Source organism: Methylomicrobium sp. Wu6, from assembly GCF_035916875.1.
Lineage (GTDB): Bacteria > Pseudomonadota > Gammaproteobacteria > Methylococcales > Methylomonadaceae > Methylomicrobium.
In genome coordinates this window covers 1-15,640 of the sequence record NZ_JAXUHN010000060.1, presented here as the reverse complement: position 1 = coordinate 15,640, position 15,640 = coordinate 1, and the positions used below count along the sequence as shown (strand labels likewise).

At 55.2% G+C, this 15,640-nt stretch carries 13 protein-coding genes; 12 read left to right on the top strand and 1 reads right to left on the bottom strand.

From position 1 onward, the window contains the following. The first annotated feature begins 8 nt into the window (after positions 1-8). The 12 genes from U2W12_RS06585 (at position 9) to bstC (ending at position 14,291) form a co-directional block, all read left to right on the top strand. Positions 9-2,477, top strand: coding sequence for a tetratricopeptide repeat protein (locus U2W12_RS06585; protein WP_326499874.1), 2,469 nt, complete (start codon positions 9-11; stop codon positions 2,475-2,477). 14 nt (positions 2,478-2,491) lie between these two features. After that, positions 2,492-3,457: an META domain-containing protein gene (locus U2W12_RS06580; protein ID WP_326499873.1), complete on the top strand. Its 966-nt coding sequence runs from the start codon at positions 2,492-2,494 to the stop codon at positions 3,455-3,457. A gap of 47 nt (positions 3,458-3,504) precedes the next feature. Continuing rightward, positions 3,505-3,885 (top strand): response regulator, encoded by a 381-nt coding sequence (locus U2W12_RS06575; RefSeq protein WP_326499872.1) that lies wholly within the window; start codon positions 3,505-3,507, stop codon positions 3,883-3,885. 173 nt (positions 3,886-4,058) lie between these two features. Continuing rightward, positions 4,059-4,784: a DUF3313 domain-containing protein gene (locus U2W12_RS06570; RefSeq protein WP_326499871.1), complete on the top strand. Its 726-nt coding sequence runs from the start codon at positions 4,059-4,061 to the stop codon at positions 4,782-4,784. Positions 4,785-4,841: 57 nt separating this feature from the next. Further along, entirely contained in the window at positions 4,842-5,639 is a 798-nt protein-coding gene (locus U2W12_RS06565) for a DUF3313 family protein (protein ID WP_326499870.1), read from the top strand. 134 nt (positions 5,640-5,773) lie between these two features. Beyond that, positions 5,774-6,160, top strand: a complete 387-nt coding sequence (locus U2W12_RS06560; RefSeq protein ID WP_326499869.1) for an STAS/SEC14 domain-containing protein — start codon at positions 5,774-5,776, stop codon at positions 6,158-6,160. A gap of 9 nt (positions 6,161-6,169) precedes the next feature. Continuing rightward, positions 6,170-7,192, top strand: a complete 1,023-nt coding sequence (locus U2W12_RS06555; protein ID WP_326499868.1) for a hypothetical protein — start codon at positions 6,170-6,172, stop codon at positions 7,190-7,192. A gap of 553 nt (positions 7,193-7,745) precedes the next feature. After that, positions 7,746-8,762, top strand: coding sequence for an NAD-dependent epimerase/dehydratase family protein (locus U2W12_RS06550; protein ID WP_326499867.1), 1,017 nt, complete (start codon positions 7,746-7,748; stop codon positions 8,760-8,762). A gap of 41 nt (positions 8,763-8,803) precedes the next feature. Next, entirely contained in the window at positions 8,804-9,910 is a 1,107-nt protein-coding gene (locus U2W12_RS06545) for a Rieske 2Fe-2S domain-containing protein (RefSeq protein WP_326499866.1), read from the top strand. Between the two features lie 19 nt (positions 9,911-9,929). After that, complete coding sequence (gene bstA / locus U2W12_RS06540; RefSeq protein WP_326499865.1) at positions 9,930-12,662, top strand: sterol transporter cytoplasmic membrane protein BstA; 2,733 nt, start codon at positions 9,930-9,932, stop codon at positions 12,660-12,662. Then, positions 12,641-13,477 carry a sterol transporter periplasmic substrate-binding protein BstB gene (gene bstB / locus U2W12_RS06535; protein WP_326499864.1) on the top strand — a complete coding sequence of 279 codons (837 nt, stop codon included), beginning with the start codon at positions 12,641-12,643 and terminating at the stop codon, positions 13,475-13,477. The genes bstA and bstB overlap by 22 nt, the downstream gene beginning before the upstream one ends. 4 nt (positions 13,478-13,481) lie before the next feature. Further along, complete coding sequence (gene bstC / locus U2W12_RS06530; RefSeq protein WP_326499863.1) at positions 13,482-14,291, top strand: sterol transporter outer membrane protein BstC; 810 nt, start codon at positions 13,482-13,484, stop codon at positions 14,289-14,291. Positions 14,292-14,373: 82 nt separating this feature from the next. On the opposite strand, the gene U2W12_RS06525 is transcribed toward bstC, so the two are convergent. After that, on the bottom strand, positions 14,374-15,411 hold the full coding sequence (locus tag U2W12_RS06525) for a hypothetical protein (RefSeq protein WP_326499862.1): 1,038 nt from the start codon (positions 15,409-15,411) through the stop codon (positions 14,374-14,376). Positions 15,412-15,640 lie beyond the last annotated feature (229 nt).

Sequence of the window (15,640 nt, the reverse complement as noted above, 5' to 3'; positions counted from 1 at the left end):
TGCCCCAAATGAGCCGACGCAAGACGCAAAAAACCGCTAAGACCGTCCCAAAAGCGCCGGTTTTAACTTTGAAAGCGTCGCACGGCGCGCCGACAGGGCAAAAACGGCGAATCGCTTTCATCCTCACTTCCGCTTTAATCGCGGCGGTGATCGGAGGAAGGATTTATTTCATGACGCCTCGCTATGAATCCGCACCTGCGATTATAAATATTGAATCAGCGTCTCCATCAGCGGCTTACGATTACGTCGGCGCGGATGCGTGCATTGGGTGCCATAAGGCCGAGGTCGAGGCATGGACCGCTTCGCACCACGCCCTTGCGATGCAGGAAGCGAATAGCCGAACGGTGCTCGCTGATTTCGAAAACGCAAAGTTCAAGCATTTCGGCGTGGAGTCTACGTTTTTCAAGCGCGACGGCAAGTACATGGTCCGAACTGACGGGCCTGACGGTAAACTTGCCGATTACGAAATCAAGTACACGTTCGGGGTTACTCCGTTGCAACAATATTTGATTGAGTTTCCCGGGGGACGTTATCAGGCGCTGGGCATCGCCTGGGACAGCCGCCCGCAGTCAGAAGGCGGGCAACGCTGGTTCCATCTTTATCAGGACCAAAAAATCGATCATAACGATCAACTGCACTGGACCGGGCGCTACCAGAACTGGAACCTACAGTGCGCCGAATGCCATTCGACCCATCTCAAAAAAGGTTACGACGCGGCGATGGACAGTTACCAAACAACATTCAGTGTTTTGAATGTGTCTTGCGAGTCGTGCCACGGACCTGCCTCGCAACATGTGGCCTGGGCGAAAAGGGCGCAGCCGCCCTATGCGCATGACGACGACAAAGGTCTTGCGGTTCGGCCGCAAAGTCGATGGCGTGAAGCCTGGAAATTTCCGGACAGCGCTGTGAAATTCGCCCGGCGGGATCGGCCTGCCGCCGATGCGCTGATGAATACCTGCTGGGCCTGCCATGCTCGCCGTTCGACGCTGGCCGAAGGCGGATTAGCCGGTTTGCCGCTGGAAGATACGCATCGCCCGGCGCTGTTGACTCAGCCGACTTATTACGCCGACGGCCAGCAGCGCGACGAGGATTATACCTGGGGTTCTTTTCGTCAGAGCAAGATGTACCAAAAAGGTGTCACCTGCCTGGACTGCCACGAACCGCACACGCTTAAGCTGCGCGCCGAAGGCAACGCCTTGTGCCTGCGCTGCCATAATCCGGCCGAATTCGATACCGGCAAACATCATTTCCACAAGCCGGGTTCCAAAGGCGCTCAGTGCATCGACTGCCACGCGCCGGAACAGAATTATATGGTCATCGACGGACGCCACGATCACAGTTTTCGTTTGCCCAGGCCGGACCTGTCGACCGAACTGGGCACTCCGAACGCCTGCACGATGTGCCACCAAAATCGCAGGCCCGAATGGGCCGCTTCGGCGTTGGATAAGTGGTATGGAAAATCCTGGCGGCAACGCCCGCATTACGGAACCGTGCTGCACGCTGGCGCAGTACAAGGCGTCAAAGCCTTGCCCGCCTTGCTCGAACTCGCCCAAGATTCGGCGAGTCCGGCAGTCGTGCGCGCGACCGCCGCAATGCTCGCTGGTCCCTTGATGCGTCCGGAGTACATCACCGCGGCGCGATTATTGCTGAAAGATGCCGATCCGTCTGTGCGTATTGCAGCGCTGGGACTCGTTGAAGCTTTCGATCCCGGCAACCGGTTACAGGCTGCGGCTCCGCTGCTGTCCGATCCGATTCGCGGTGTGCGTATCGAGGCGGCACGCATCCTTGCCGATGTGCCCGATAGCGAGTTTCCAGCGAATCAGTTGGGCGTTCGCGAAAGCGCGATCAAGGAATATCAGAATGATCTGTCGGTCAATGCCGATTGGCCGTCGGAAACTGTGAATCAGGGCAATTTTTTGTTGCGGCAAGGCCGGTTGGATGCCGCGATCGCGGCGTATGAGCGCGCAATTAGGCTTGACCCGCTCTTTGTCGGCGCTTACGTCAATCTCGCCGATGCCTATCGGCAACAGGGTCGCGAGGGCGAGGGCGAGAAGCAATTGCGGCGAGGGTTGGCATTGCTGCCGAACGCTGCGGATTTGCATCACGCGTTGGGCTTGGTGTTGGTGCGTCAAGGCAAAAGCTCCGCCGCGCGTTTTGAGCTGATGACGGCAGCCAAGCTGGCTCCCGACAACGGCCGCTACACCTATGTCTATGCGGTGGCTCTGCATTCGGCCGGGAAGCGGCGCGAGGCGCTGGCGGTTTTGAAAGCGGCCGACGGGCGCCGGCCGTATGATCTCGATATTCTGAGTGCGCTCATTTCGATGCTGCGCGAGGCTGGCGACGCCAAATCCGCGCTGGTATACGCACGCAAAGCAGTCGAAGTCCTGCCGGATGATCCGGATATAAAACAGTTGGTGGACGAGTTGGAAGGCGAGAAGCAAGCCGCTGTGAATTCGAGTATTAAACGTGTTAAATAAACCCAGGCGTAAAAATGAAAAGCTATAAATTTCGGGTCATTGCGGTTTTGATGGCGAACGGCTTGATCGCGGCATGTAGCGGTACATCCGGAGGAAAGGTAGCCGATATGCCAGGTCAGAACGCTGCCCAGCGGGCGTTGACGGAGAATGGCCTTGCCAATGCATGTTACCGAATCGATCGTTTGGGCGCGTTTTCGCTCGACAAGGGCGAATTTAACCGTCAATACGGAGAAGGCATCGCGCAGAGGGATAAGGTCGCTCTGGAGAAGATCGCCTTCGGCGATCTGGACCATGACGGGCTCAGCGATGCGGCGGTCATTTTGGCATGGCAGAGCGGAGGGTCGGGTACATTTAGGTATCTGATGGCGATGCGGAATACCGGCAATGCGTCCCGACAGCAGGATGGTATTTTACTGGGCGACCGCGTCCAGATCAGTGCATTGTCGATTGGCGACGGTGAAGTCCGCTTGGAAAAGGTCCAGGCAGGCCCCAGCGATCCGGCCTGTTGCCCGAGTCAGCGGATCAAACAAGCCTATAGCCTGCGTGACGGCAAGTTGGCGCAAAGTGCGGATAAGATCGGCGATTTGGATGCATCGATCTCTTTGAACTCAATGATTACCGGCATCGTCTGGAAATGGAAACATTTTAAGGGTACATCGGAGTCGCGCCATTTCGTGATTGGCGATCCCAACAAATACACACTGATTTTGCTTCCGAACGGTTCCTATCGGGCCAAAGCCGATTGTAACCGTATGCAAGGTAGATATACCCTTGACGGTAGGCGCATCAAGATAGGGCCGGGAGCTGCGACGTTGGCTGAATGTGAACCGGGATCCCGATATGCGGAATATTTGAAGGATCTGACCGAAGCGGTCAGCTTTGTTGTACACGATAATCAACTTGTATTGAACCTGGTGATGGATGGGGAGAGTCTGGTTTTCGAGAATGGAGGAACTGCTTCAAATAACCCCCGATATTAGGCTAAAGTCCAATAGCGCAAATAAACTGAACCCGCTAAAGTGACGCCATGATGATCAGTGATAAGACGGTTATTGCCATTGTCGATGATGAAGAGTCCATTTGCAAAGGTCTTGAGCGGTTGCTGCGTTCCGCCGGACTGACTGCGAAAGCATTCCTTACCGGCGCCGATTTCCTGCGGTTTATCCAAAACAACCGTCCGGATTGTCTTGTGCTCGATCTGAACATGATGCCGATGAACGGTTTTTCGGTTTTGGACCGACTGGCGCTGTTGGGCTGGAAGCTGCCGGTCATTATCATTACTGGCGATGATAGCGAGGAAGCATGCGAACGCGCGATGAATAAAGGGATTGCTGCTTTTTTGCGTAAGCCGGTTGATGGTCAGGTATTGCTTGATGCAATCGAGCGCGCTATCAACCATAGCGCGTAAACCCGCGCACGATAAAGTTATGGCGGATATGAATATCGAACGTGTAATTTGCTTAATCCTTCAACTCCGGATTGCGGCAATGAGATGGCGAAATGGTGAATGTGAAAATGATGTGCAAAGAATAGGTTAAACGATTCAACAACTGATATAACTCTTTAAAGGAGAAAAAAACGATGATAAACCATCACACTAATGCAAAGCGTAACGCGAAATCCTGGGCACCCATTCCTGCGATGGCTTTGGGAGTTTTGCTGTTAAGTGCGTGTACGACGACGCAAAAGGCGCCTATTGAGCAAGCATCGATGAGTTGTGGCCTGCTTGGCGATGTCTGCGGAAAACTCACCCCGGGAGGAAAAGATCAGGCGGGTCTGCGCTATATCAACCCATCAGCGCAGTGGACTAACTACAGCAAGGTAAAGATTGAACCGGTCACTTTCTGGGGGGGAGACTCTACGGCGGTTTCCGCTACCGACCAGCAAGTGCTGGTGAATTATTTTTCCCAACAGCTCAAAGAACAGGTCGGGAAGAAATTAGAAATTGTCGATTCTGCGGGACCCGGCGTCTTGAAGCTAACGGTCGCGATGACCGATGCCGAAACGGCTACGCCGGTGCTGCGCAGTATTTCGATGATCATTCCTCAAGCCCACATGTTATCCAATCTTAAATATCTGGCTACGGGGACCTTTCCGTTTGTCGGCGGGGCCCAAGTGGAAGCGAAAATTACCGATTCGGTATCGGGGGATTTACTGGCGGCTGTTGCCGATAAGCGTATCGGTGGTGGAAGCTTTACCACGGGCTTCCAGTGGCAATGGGGCGATGCCGAAAATGTTATAGATAAGTGGTGCGAAAAAACTGCGGAACGTTTATCTTCCTGGACTTCGGGCCAAGCAACGCCGTAACGAGCGTTTTTAATCGGAAAGTGCGCCGCTTAACGGTGTAGAAAATCGGAGAAAAAATTGAAAACGTTAATTAAAAGGCTGAAAATAGCGGCCATGTTTTGTGTGCCGATTTGCCTTATCGGTTTACTCTTCTCGGGTTGCGCCTCCGTCCAGTCGGGTACTAATGAAATGAAAGCGCTGGCTGTCACCCCGGCGCCCGACGCCGGTTTCATCGAAAACCCTCAACAGCAAACTAAGCGAGCCGATTTGCCCTTTCAGAAGGTCTGGATCAAATCCGGTTTCGACCCACTCGACTACAAGGAATTGGTCGTCGCGCCTGTCAATACCTACTATATGCAGCAAATGGATTGGCTTCATAGCTTGAGTACGGCCAACTTGATCGGCAATGTACAAAAGGATATCGAAGAACTGGCGCTGTATTTTCACGACCAGGTGGTTAAGGATTTCAATGAGGACCCCAACCGACGCTTCCGTATCATTGAGCTTCCCGAGCAACATCGGCAACCCGCGTTGCGCCTGGAACTCGCGCTGATCGAGATCGACCCCTCGCAACCGGTACTGCATGCGCTCAGTTGGGCGGGGCCTCCGGGTACGGGTACTGCCGCCGGTATCATCAATCAGCGCAGAGTCGCGTTCGAAGGCCGCCTGCGCGACCTGCAAACCGGCGAGTTGGTCGCCACCTTCGCCGATCGCGACATGGCGGATGCCGGTCCTCTCGATCTGACCCGACTGACCTGGTACGGTCCTGCGAAGGGCATTATGGATCAGTGGGCAAAGCAGTTCGTGCAAATCGCCAACAGGAAAGCCGGCGAGATGGTTACCGATCCGATTCCGTTTACGTTGAGACCTTTCTAGCCGGTATTGTTCAGGCCGGTTACGATATGAGCTATCGATCATAATACTTAACGTTACTGAAAATATAATAGAGACTATCGGCAAGGACGCCTCCGGCAGTAGCAAAATCATTACCAAATAAAGGAAAACCAAATATGACGATTCGGCTGATCAAAACACTTGATAGTGAGAACTGGATCAAAGTCAGCGACAAACTGACTGTCAGTGAATTTCAGAAGCTTCAATCCATGGGTGAGTTGAGCCTGGAATGGTTCGGTCAGTTTCGGGTTTTAATTGAACTGGAGGATTTTCAAGGCTGGAGCAGGGAACCCGGATGGGTGGATTCTTTTTTTGTAACGGAGGACGGAAAACGAATTTCAAAGGTTGCATTTGTCGGTGACGAGAAATGGAAAGACGAAGTCTTCATGTTCATGGGTAAACAAATGCGCAAAACGGCCATCGAATTCTTTCCAAAAGTTCAACTTGCCGAGGCGAAAGCCTGGTTATGCGAAGACATTTCCCAATCCATCTTCATTGATTAGGTACCCATGATGTCAAATCAAAATAAAACAGCAATAAAGAGTTTGTGCCGCCGGCTAGTCCTTATTCTGGGGTTGGCCGGCGTTATTCAGGTCCATGCCGCAAACCTTCCCGATGCGCAAGAATTAATGCAATTACTCGGTATCCAGCAGAAGGAATTTGCGAGTCTGGATCAGGGAAAAGTCGTTTCCTTTGATGTTGCGGAGGGCGACGAAAAAGAATTGGCGGCGGGCGTTGTGATCTATTTGCCGGCCTCGCCAGCCAAGATTATTCAGTTTATCAATAAGAAAGGCATGGCGGCCATCGATACCGATGTGATTGCGCAAGGTTCTATTCCTGCTCAGGCAACGGAGGACGCCTTCAAAGGTTTCGTTATCAAGGCGGGGAGTGATGAAGCAAAGGATTTTTTGCAGTCAAAGCCAGGAAGTCAATTTAATCTTTCAACTGAAGAATTCCAGAGCCTTCGCAATGCCGGTTCCTCGTCGCCTGATGCGGCTTCGCAAGTCTACCGGAAGGTTTTATTCGAACGTTGGCAGAGCTATCGCAAAAACGGTCTGAAGGGAATCGCAACCTATGATCGTGGCAATGGCACGGAAGCGAATCCAGGCGGAGAACTGCGGGACGCCACGCAAGCCAACAAAGTCCTGGCGCGTTACTTTCCGGAACTCAATAAGGCCTGGCTCAATTATCCCGCCGCTTTGCCTACTGGCGCCGAGGAGCGATTTTTCTGGCTTAATCGCAAGGTGGAAGGGCGACCCACTGCAATCCTGGGGCATCGTATTATTTTGAGCGCAGGTGAGGTGGGCGAGGTGATTATTGTCCGGCAGTTTTATGTCGGACATTCCTATAACTCCACGCAACTGAGCGTTGCCTGCCTGCCTTATCGCAACGGCTCGCTGCTTTTCTACGCAAATCGAAGTTTTACCGACCAAGTCGCGGGTATGGGCAGCAGCCTGAAGCACTCGATCGGACGCGAACAAATGAAAGGTGAAATTATTAAACAACTAACGAATTTGCGTAAGGTCTTTAAATAAACGGATAAGTCAATGCTCATTTCCTCATTTTTAGGAGTTCGGCATAAACGAAAACACAAAGGGCCTGGATGTCACAAGATTATGGCAATTCTTTACAAAAGTTAGCCGTTTTGAGAACATGGCTGATAACAGGTTTTAGAAGTGATGAGTGATCTCCTCATCGTTCCCGGAAAACCCTAACAATAAACGCCTCGTGCGGTATTTTATTGCCGAAATCTAGCAAGATGCAGCATGATGACTAAGTCTGCACTTCGTTGTCGATCCGTGCTTTATTATTTCTCTAAAAAATTTAAGGCATTTGGGAAACGAATCGTTGCGTTGTTGAGCGCACTTTCTCATGTTCCGATAATCCTCGCCGCTTGGCAAAGAATTGAGAAATATTAACGTGGATTTTCGAAGAATATGATCCAAATTGTTATGGGCAGAAAGCCTCATTGCAAAAATGCCTATGACGTATTGCCAAAGATCTGCTTAAAGCCAAAGTGATGAAATCCGAATTCTTCAACCTGCATTTTGGGAGCCATTGTGGTTGTCACTACCTCGGATTAAGGCTATGAGTACAGGTATTACGCTGGTTACAGGGGCGAGTGGACACCTTGGTGCTAACTTGGTTCGCCGGTTGCTCGCCGATGGCGAGCAAGTGCGGGTGATGATGCATTCCGAACGCGACAATGGGGCGCTCGTTGGCCTGGACGTGAAGCGCGTGGTTGCCGACCTTCGCAACCCTGATGCGGTTTCAGCGGCTGTGCGCGGTTGTGCCCGCGTTTACCATTGCGCCGCTTTGGTTTCGACTATCGATGGCAACGCGGCGCATAAGCGCGAATTATTCGATACCAACGTCCTCGGCACAATCCATGTTCTTCAGGCTGCCAAACACCATAGCGTCGACAAGGTGGTGGTGTCGGGGTCGTTGAGCGCCACCGGCTACGAGTCCGATCGTTCCAGCCACGAGGACATGCCGTTCTATCCTTTCGATCGCCATCTGCCCTATGGCTTTACCAAGCATCTGACCGAGCATGAATGTCTCAAAGCCCACACCGACGGCCTGAACGTGGTGGTCGCGACTTCCTGCGCGATTATCGGCCCCCACGACTATGCGCCATCTCGGATGGGTCGCGTACTGATTGATTTTGCTCACGGCAATCTGCGCGCCTACATTCCTGGAGGCTTCGAATTCGTATCCGGCCGCGATATTGCCGAAGGGCATGTTTTAGCGATGCGGCATGGACGCTCAGGGCAGAAATATATTATTAGCACCGCTTACGCCAGCGTGGATGATCTGATGGCGCTGTTTCGGGAAGTCACCGGCCGCCCATTGCCTCGGCTGCGTATGCCGCCGTTGCTGATGGCCGCTCTGGCCGAAGTGACCGACAAGACCTGGTATCGGATATTTCCCAATCTGCCCCGGCGCTTCACGCCGGCGGCGGTGCGCTTGCTGCAGATGCGCCGGCAGGCGGGCCATGACAAGGCTAAACAAGAATTGGGCTATCAGCCCACCCCATTGTCCCAAGCGGTGCGGGAAGCTTACGAAGATTTCGTGCGCAGGGGCTTAATCGTCCCCGGCAAGTAAAGTACAAACACATCCCTGCTTAGCGAATCGGAGTTCCGAAGATGAACAACACACAGACAATAACTCCGCCCCCCGCCTTTGCGGAAGCCAAGACTTCCCGGCAAAAGGCGCGTGCCGCCGGCATGGACCCTGATCGCTGGTATGTGGTGGAATACGACGGTGCCGTAAAAAAAGGCCAGGTGAAGGAGGTCATTTTCTGGAACACCCCCATTGCCCTTTATCGAGGCGAAGACGGCGAACTCGCAGCCATGCAGAACCGCTGCGCGCACCGCCAGCTCAAGCTCAGCCAGGGCGCGGTGAACAAGTGCAGTTTGCGCTGCGCCTATCATGGCTGGGCCTACAATAGGGAAGGCTGGCTGGAGGACTACTCCCACGACAGCTTCGGCAAGCCGCTGATCAAGAAACAGCTGCGGACTTATCCCGTGCAAGTCCGCTACGGCCTGATCTGGCTTTTCCCAGGCAACCCGGAACTGGCCGACGGGCACAAGATACCCGAAATACCCGAACTCATCGGGGATAACCCTTGGGCCAGCTTTGCCGTGGATTACACCTGGCAGACGCATCATTCGATGGTGATGGAGAATATCTGCGATTTCTCCCATGCCTTCCTGCACCGTAAATACAAGCCTTTCATCGACGCCAAACTGACGCATCACGAGGCTGATGACGATCGGGTTTACCTGACCTATGATACCTATATGGCTGGCGGCCGGATTTCCGGGCTTTTCGTTGACCGCAACCGGGTCAATACCCGCTCGATCGAATTGTGCTACGAGTATCCCTACCAATGGACCAACACCGGCGACAGCATCAAGAACTGGTCGTTTATGCTTCCGATCGACGAGCGCACCACCCGGGTGTTTTTCCTGTTTTATTTCGATGCGCTGACGATTCCGCTGCTTTCGATTAAAACTCCGAAATGGCTGACCCAGTTGGTGCTGAATATCGCCAAGCCTCTGGTGTTCAGGCCGATACTCGATCAGGACGGTGTCGCCCTGGAAGCCGAGATGTTAAGCTACGAAACCTACTGGAATGCGCCGCCCATCGAACTGAATCCCGTGGTGCCGATGTTCCAGCGTCTTAGCGCGCGCAAGTGGGAGGCGTATCTGGCCAGAAAGGAGGCGGCGCAGGCTGCTTTAGCGGATTGATTAACAACATTTTTGATTAATGAATATCACCCATCGCGCCGCCAAGCTCGCCGAATGTTTTGCCCGAAACCCTTGGAAGATCTTGGGATTAGCCCTGTCGCTGTCAGTTTTGGCCCTATGGGCGACGATGCAACTCCCGGTCTACACCTCGCGGCAGGCGCTGCTGCCGCAGAACACGGACGTGGCGAAGCGCTTCAACGCTTTCCTGAAAAATTTCGGTTCCGCCTCCGATCTGATGGTCGTATTGGAGGGGGCGCCCCGTAACGAACTGGAATCCTTTGCCGATGATCTGGCGGTAAAGTTAAGAGCGGAGCCCGAGATCGGCCAGGCGACATCCCGTCTCGATACCGCGTTTTTTCTGGACCACGCCTACCTACTGATGCCAACCGAGGCTCTGGACAAGCTGGCCGGGATCGCAAAGCAGTCGGTCCTGGGTGGCGGGATGGAGCAAAGCCTGAGCAAAGCGTTGAGTTGGAGTAAAGACCATCCGCCGCTGGGAGGGACCGACACCAACCTCGAAACCGCCGAAGCCAGCCTAAAGCTGGCGGAGTTTTTCTTGGAAGAGTGGCAGCGCTGGCTGTCCGCTGAAACCGCGCCAGCCAGCTTGGACTGGAACCGGCTGCTGGCCAAAAACGGGGCAGGGGGCACGGCCGATGGCTATTTTGCCTCGCGCGACGGCAAGATGCTGTTTTTGTTCGTCCATCCGAAAAAACCTTCAGAGGATTTCGAGAACCTTGGTCCCTTTGTCGGCAAGGTCAAGCAGGTGTCGGAGGCTTTGGGTGGGCAAGTCAAAGCTGCCGGCCATAACCCGCCTACAGTGGGCCTGACCGGGTTGCCCGCCATCGAGTATGAGGAATTCGTCAATATCCGCAAGGATATCACCCTGGTGATATTTACTTCCGCCGGATTGATCGCCGCCTTGATCTTGGTGGTGGTCCGCAGCGTACGCTGGGCCGTGCTGATTTTCATCCCGATGGGGCTCGGGGTGCTGTGGAGTTTGGGCCTGGCCCTGGTCACCGTCGGCCATCTGACCATCATCACCGCCGCCTTCATCGCGATCCTGTTCGGCCTGGGTGCGGACTACGGCATCTTCACCTCCTCGCGCATCGCCGAGGAGCGACGGGCCGGCAAGCCTTTGGTGGAAGCCATCGGGGCCGGCATCGGCTCATCCTTTATCGCGGTGCTGACGGCGGGCGGCGCCTCGCTGCTGATCTTCGGCGCCCTGGCCACGGTCGACTTCCCCGGCTTCGCCGAACTGGGCCTGGTGGCGGCCAAAGGCGTACTGATGATCCTGATCAGCACCTGGATGGTCCAGCCCGCGCTCTATGCCTTGCTGCCGCCCAAATTGAGAGAGATTAACTTGCCAATCACGCAGACAAATCCGGCAGGACCTGGGAGATACGGCGGCAGGTTCCCCAAGCCTGCCGCAGTGGCTCTGGTGATTCTGGCGATAGGCGGCTCCGTCTTTGGCGGCATGAAGGGACTCGGCATTCCGTTCGATTACGACGTGCTGGCCATGTTGCCTAAAGATTCCCAGGCGGCCTATTATCAACGCCGCATGGTGGAGGAGAGCGACTTCCAGTCCGAGGTGATTATTTTTACGGCTAAGGACATGGCCGAGGCCCGGCGAATCACCCGCGAGGCGGGCAAGCTCAAGACCGTTGCCCAGGCGCAATCGTTGGCCAACCTGTTTCCAGAGGACAGAGGCGAGCGCCTTCACAAAGCCGTGAGTATCGGCGAGGCGTTCGCCCGGGCCGATTATGCCAAGCAGATCGCCGAACTCGACCAGGCCGGCTTGTCCGCGAAATCATTCGAGCTATTGCGGGAGGTGCTCGAAAATAGCGCCGGCATCATCGATGAAGCCGAGGAGCAGGCCTTCTCGGCAGGGCATAACAAACTGGTCGAGAGTTTGGAGGATGTGCGCGCGCAGCTTTTGGCGATCTCGGCGAAACTTGCCGCAGACGGCGAACAGGGACGGATGCGCAGCGAGAGTTTCCTGCGGGCCTTGTTGGCCTCAGCGGATGCCGGGCTCAAAATCATCGACGGCTGGCGGCAGGCCGAGGCTCTCACACCGGCGCAGTTGCCGCCGGCCTTGCGCGACCGATTTTTTTCCGCCGACGGTTCCATCGCGGTTTACGCCTTTCCGGCCAAATCGGTGTACGATCCCGGCAACCTCGACGCTCTGATAAAAGACGTGTACGGCGTCTCGCCGGAAGCGACCGGCTTCCCGACCACGCACCAAGCGTTTGCCAAATCGGTGGTGGAAGGTTTCAGCCGCGGCACGCAATTGGCTTTGGTGTTGTGCCTGCTCTGGGTTATGGTTGCGACGCGCAGCTTGCGCGGCTTTCTGCTGGCGGCGCTGCCTCTGCTGATCGGCGGCGGCTGGATGCTCGGGCTGATGGCCCTGTGCGGCATTCGCTATAATTACGCGAACATCGTCGCGTTGCCTCTGGTAATCGCGTTGGCGGTGGATTATGGCGTGTGGTTCAGTTATCGCTGGGGCGAATTGAAGGGGCACACGCCATTGCAAGTCAGTCTGGCCGCCGGCAAGGTGATCGGGTTGGCCGCGGGCACCGAATTGGCCGGCCTGGGCGCGATTACCCTGGCCAGCTACCGGGGCGTGTCTTCCCTGGGCGTCAGCATCACGATCGGACTGTTGTGTTGCCTGACCGCAACTCTCGTCGTGGCGCCTGCCATCGGACAATTACTGGATTCCAAGAGAAAATCATCATGCGAAAAACCTGTCTTATAATCGCCGGCCTGCTGGTCTCCTTCGTCGCAAACGCCGCGCCCAATCCCGAAATGATCGTGGTGTGCTATCCCGGCGGCCTCGTGAATGCCAAGGATGCCAACGAAGCGATGAGTTCGATGCTGCGGGTGTTGGAACGCGTCGGCCAGTGGCAAGAGAATAGCTTCATCAGCCTGTTTACCGCCAAAGCGGACGAATGCAGGCAACGAATGGCCGAAAAGCGTCCCAAGTTCGCGATCACCTCTTTGGGGCTCTATCTGGAACTGCGCAGCCAACACAACCTGGTGCCGATAGTCCAACCCATGATTAAAGGCCTGACCCACGAGCGCTACCGGGTGATGGTGCAGAAGGACAAATACAAGAGCCTGGACGAGCTGAAAGGCAAATCCCTCGGCGGCACGGTATTGGAAGAACAGTCCTACATCGGCAAGATCGTTTTTGCCGGGAAATACGACCCGGCCAGTTTCTTTGCCCTGAAAAAGTCCAATCAGGCCATCCGCGCGTTGCGCGCATTGGATAAAGGGGAACTCGATGCCGTTATTTTGAACGAGCAGCAATTCGGCGGACTCGGCTCGCTGCATTTGCAAACGCCCCTTGCAGCGGTCTTCACGTCCGAGGAAATCCCGCTGATGGGGGTCGTGGCCAACAGCGCTACTACGACCGCTGAAGAACGCGCTCGCTTCAGCAAGGCGCTGGAGGGGATGTGTGCCGATACCGAAGGCAAAAAACTGTGCGAACTGTTCGGAGTCGAAGCCTTCGCCGCCGTGGACCCGACCGTGTTCGAGCCCATGGTCAAGCTGTGGGATAAGGGGAGTTAAGATTTTGCGTCACGCACGACTTTTTGCTGCCGTTTCGATGCTGGCATTTCTGGCGGGATGTGCCGGGCTCCAGAGCGACCAAGTTCGATTCGACCGGCTCTCCGACTGCCCCAAGCAGACTTCGAATGAACTCTTTGCCAAACAAAGCCAGCTGGGCCCATTGAGCAACACCCATACCCTGGAATGTGCGCTGACTGTTCTGCGCTACAGCCAGGATATCGCGCTGCTTCGGACCTCGCTAGGCAGCCGCCTTTGCCTGCATCTGGCCGAGCGCGAAACCAACCCCGAAAAACGCGAAAAGCTCGCCGCCGAAGGCGTGTACCTTGCCGAAGTCGCCCTGATGCATGAGGGCGACGAGGATGGGCCAGTGCACTACTATCTGGCGGCCAACCTTGGCCTGGCGGTGCGCGAACACATCACCCTGGCCATGGAGAACCTTGGCCGGCTGGAAAGCGAGATGAAACAGGCTCTAGCTTTGAGTCCGGATTTCGACGACGGCGGGCCGATGCGTATTTTGGGAGCGCTTTATCTCAAAGCACCGGCTTGGCCCAATGGCATAGGCGATCTCGACAAGGCGCTGGAATTGCTGGAAAAGGCGGTGAAGGAGCATCCCGGGCATCCGCTCAACCACCTGTTTTATGCCCAGGCGCTTTGGGCTGAGAGCGACGAGGCTGTCCTTGCCCAGGTAAAAGCGGAATTCGCGCTGGGAGAGAAGCTGTTGGCCGAAGGCAATTGGGGCTACAACAAAGAGCCCTGGACAAAGGAATTCGATTTGTTTCGACAGGAGCTTGGAGAAGCCGGTTCGCCGCGCTAGCCAGTCCTGGCGGCGGCCTTCAGATATGCAAATACCATCAAACCACGGGCGGTCTAGTGCTTGAGTCCGCCATTCCCGTGAATCAATGGCATTGGCCCAATATACCGCAAAGGCGGTTAAATGACTTTAGCATTTTGTCTGCCAGCAACTTCCGGCCGATGATATGCTTGACATCGCTGGCGATTCCCGACACTTTATCGGTATAACTGCGCACTTGTTGAAAGATGACCGTGCCGTCGCGGTAAAGGAGGCAGCCGGTTATCCACTGGCTGGAATTGTAGGAATGCGGCGCATAGAACTCACGGGTCAAAATTAAGACTCCGCCGTTCCAATCCATACTGATGCGGTGCCTGAGGATGACCGCCGGACGGCTTTCCACTTTTTTTTCGATCCAGGGGAAGGCCTCGTCCGCTTCGGGCGGCAAAGGTTTTGGGTAATTCAGCCATGCCTTGTACAAGTCGGGCAAATAACGCGCCAGGATGGCGTTTGCGTTTGCGGCCTGGCGCAGTTGCAAAGAAGGTTTGGAATTTTCGTTTTCCTCCCGCGCATAAGGCGCTATTCCGTTCGTTCCCCCGCGCCGATAGGCTTCAAAGCGCTGAAACAGCATCTCCCTGTAATGTGACAAGACCGCGTCTCGGATCGCTTGATGGGGCATCCGCAGGAGTGTTTTTTTGAGAGTTTTGAAACTGTCCATCTCAGCGGAGGACAGGTTGAATGCGTCGCCCGGTTCGGCATCCAATAGGGCCTCGGCTTCTTCCGGGGACAGGATGACAGCCGCCAAGGAAGCCGAGCCGGCGGGTTCACCCAGCAATCCGTACGCCGTGATATCAACGTCCAGCGGGTCAGGATTTTGGCGACGCAACTGCTCGGCCGCCTTGGCCAAAGGGACAGGCAGCAGCCAGGCGATGCCCGCCGCAAGCTCGTCGGCTGTGCCTTCGCTTAAGTCGTAAACGACGGGTTGGCCTTGCGCGAGTTCGGCAATCTGCTTCTCATCCATCCCCAGCACCGCCAATATCTCCTCGACCGCCGGCGGGTCAGCAAAAGCGGGAGTTCCAAGCAGTATGAAACCGATGCCCACGAGCCTCGCCAGGGCGGCGGCATGATTCGGTTTTCGTTGCATCGGACACCTCCCGGCGTCAAGCAATTGCAGGCGGACAGTATACTCGGGGGGCGCGGATGCTGAAAGCTCATTCGATATAAAGGGCATCTCCGGACATTCTCAATTTTTTGGATAAGTGTCTCGCAGAAAGTTGATTGGCGTTAAACTAAAAGCTTTTTAGAACCAGCAGGAAACAGAGTTGGCAAGGGTTGCCCGATTAGAACTATCAGAAAACGATGACGCATGTTTG

Bases quoted from the DNA above. Each gene is read 5' to 3' on its own strand.
- U2W12_RS06550 (WP_326499867.1), top strand. From the start codon at position 7,746: ATGAGTACAGGTATTACGCTGGTTACAGGGGCGAGTGGACACCTTGGT.
- U2W12_RS06525 (WP_326499862.1), bottom strand. From the start codon at position 15,411: ATGCAACGAAAACCGAATCATGCCGCCGCCCTGGCGAGGCTCGTGGGC.
- bstB (WP_326499864.1), top strand. From the start codon at position 12,641: ATGCGAAAAACCTGTCTTATAATCGCCGGCCTGCTGGTCTCCTTCGTC.
- U2W12_RS06575 (WP_326499872.1), top strand. From the start codon at position 3,505: ATGATGATCAGTGATAAGACGGTTATTGCCATTGTCGATGATGAAGAG.
- U2W12_RS06545 (WP_326499866.1), top strand. From the start codon at position 8,804: ATGAACAACACACAGACAATAACTCCGCCCCCCGCCTTTGCGGAAGCC.
- U2W12_RS06580 (WP_326499873.1), top strand. From the start codon at position 2,492: ATGAAAAGCTATAAATTTCGGGTCATTGCGGTTTTGATGGCGAACGGC.
- bstA (WP_326499865.1), top strand. From the start codon at position 9,930: ATGAATATCACCCATCGCGCCGCCAAGCTCGCCGAATGTTTTGCCCGA.
- U2W12_RS06585 (WP_326499874.1), top strand. From the start codon at position 9: ATGAGCCGACGCAAGACGCAAAAAACCGCTAAGACCGTCCCAAAAGCG.
- U2W12_RS06560 (WP_326499869.1), top strand. From the start codon at position 5,774: ATGACGATTCGGCTGATCAAAACACTTGATAGTGAGAACTGGATCAAA.
- U2W12_RS06555 (WP_326499868.1), top strand. From the start codon at position 6,170: ATGTCAAATCAAAATAAAACAGCAATAAAGAGTTTGTGCCGCCGGCTA.
- U2W12_RS06570 (WP_326499871.1), top strand. From the start codon at position 4,059: ATGATAAACCATCACACTAATGCAAAGCGTAACGCGAAATCCTGGGCA.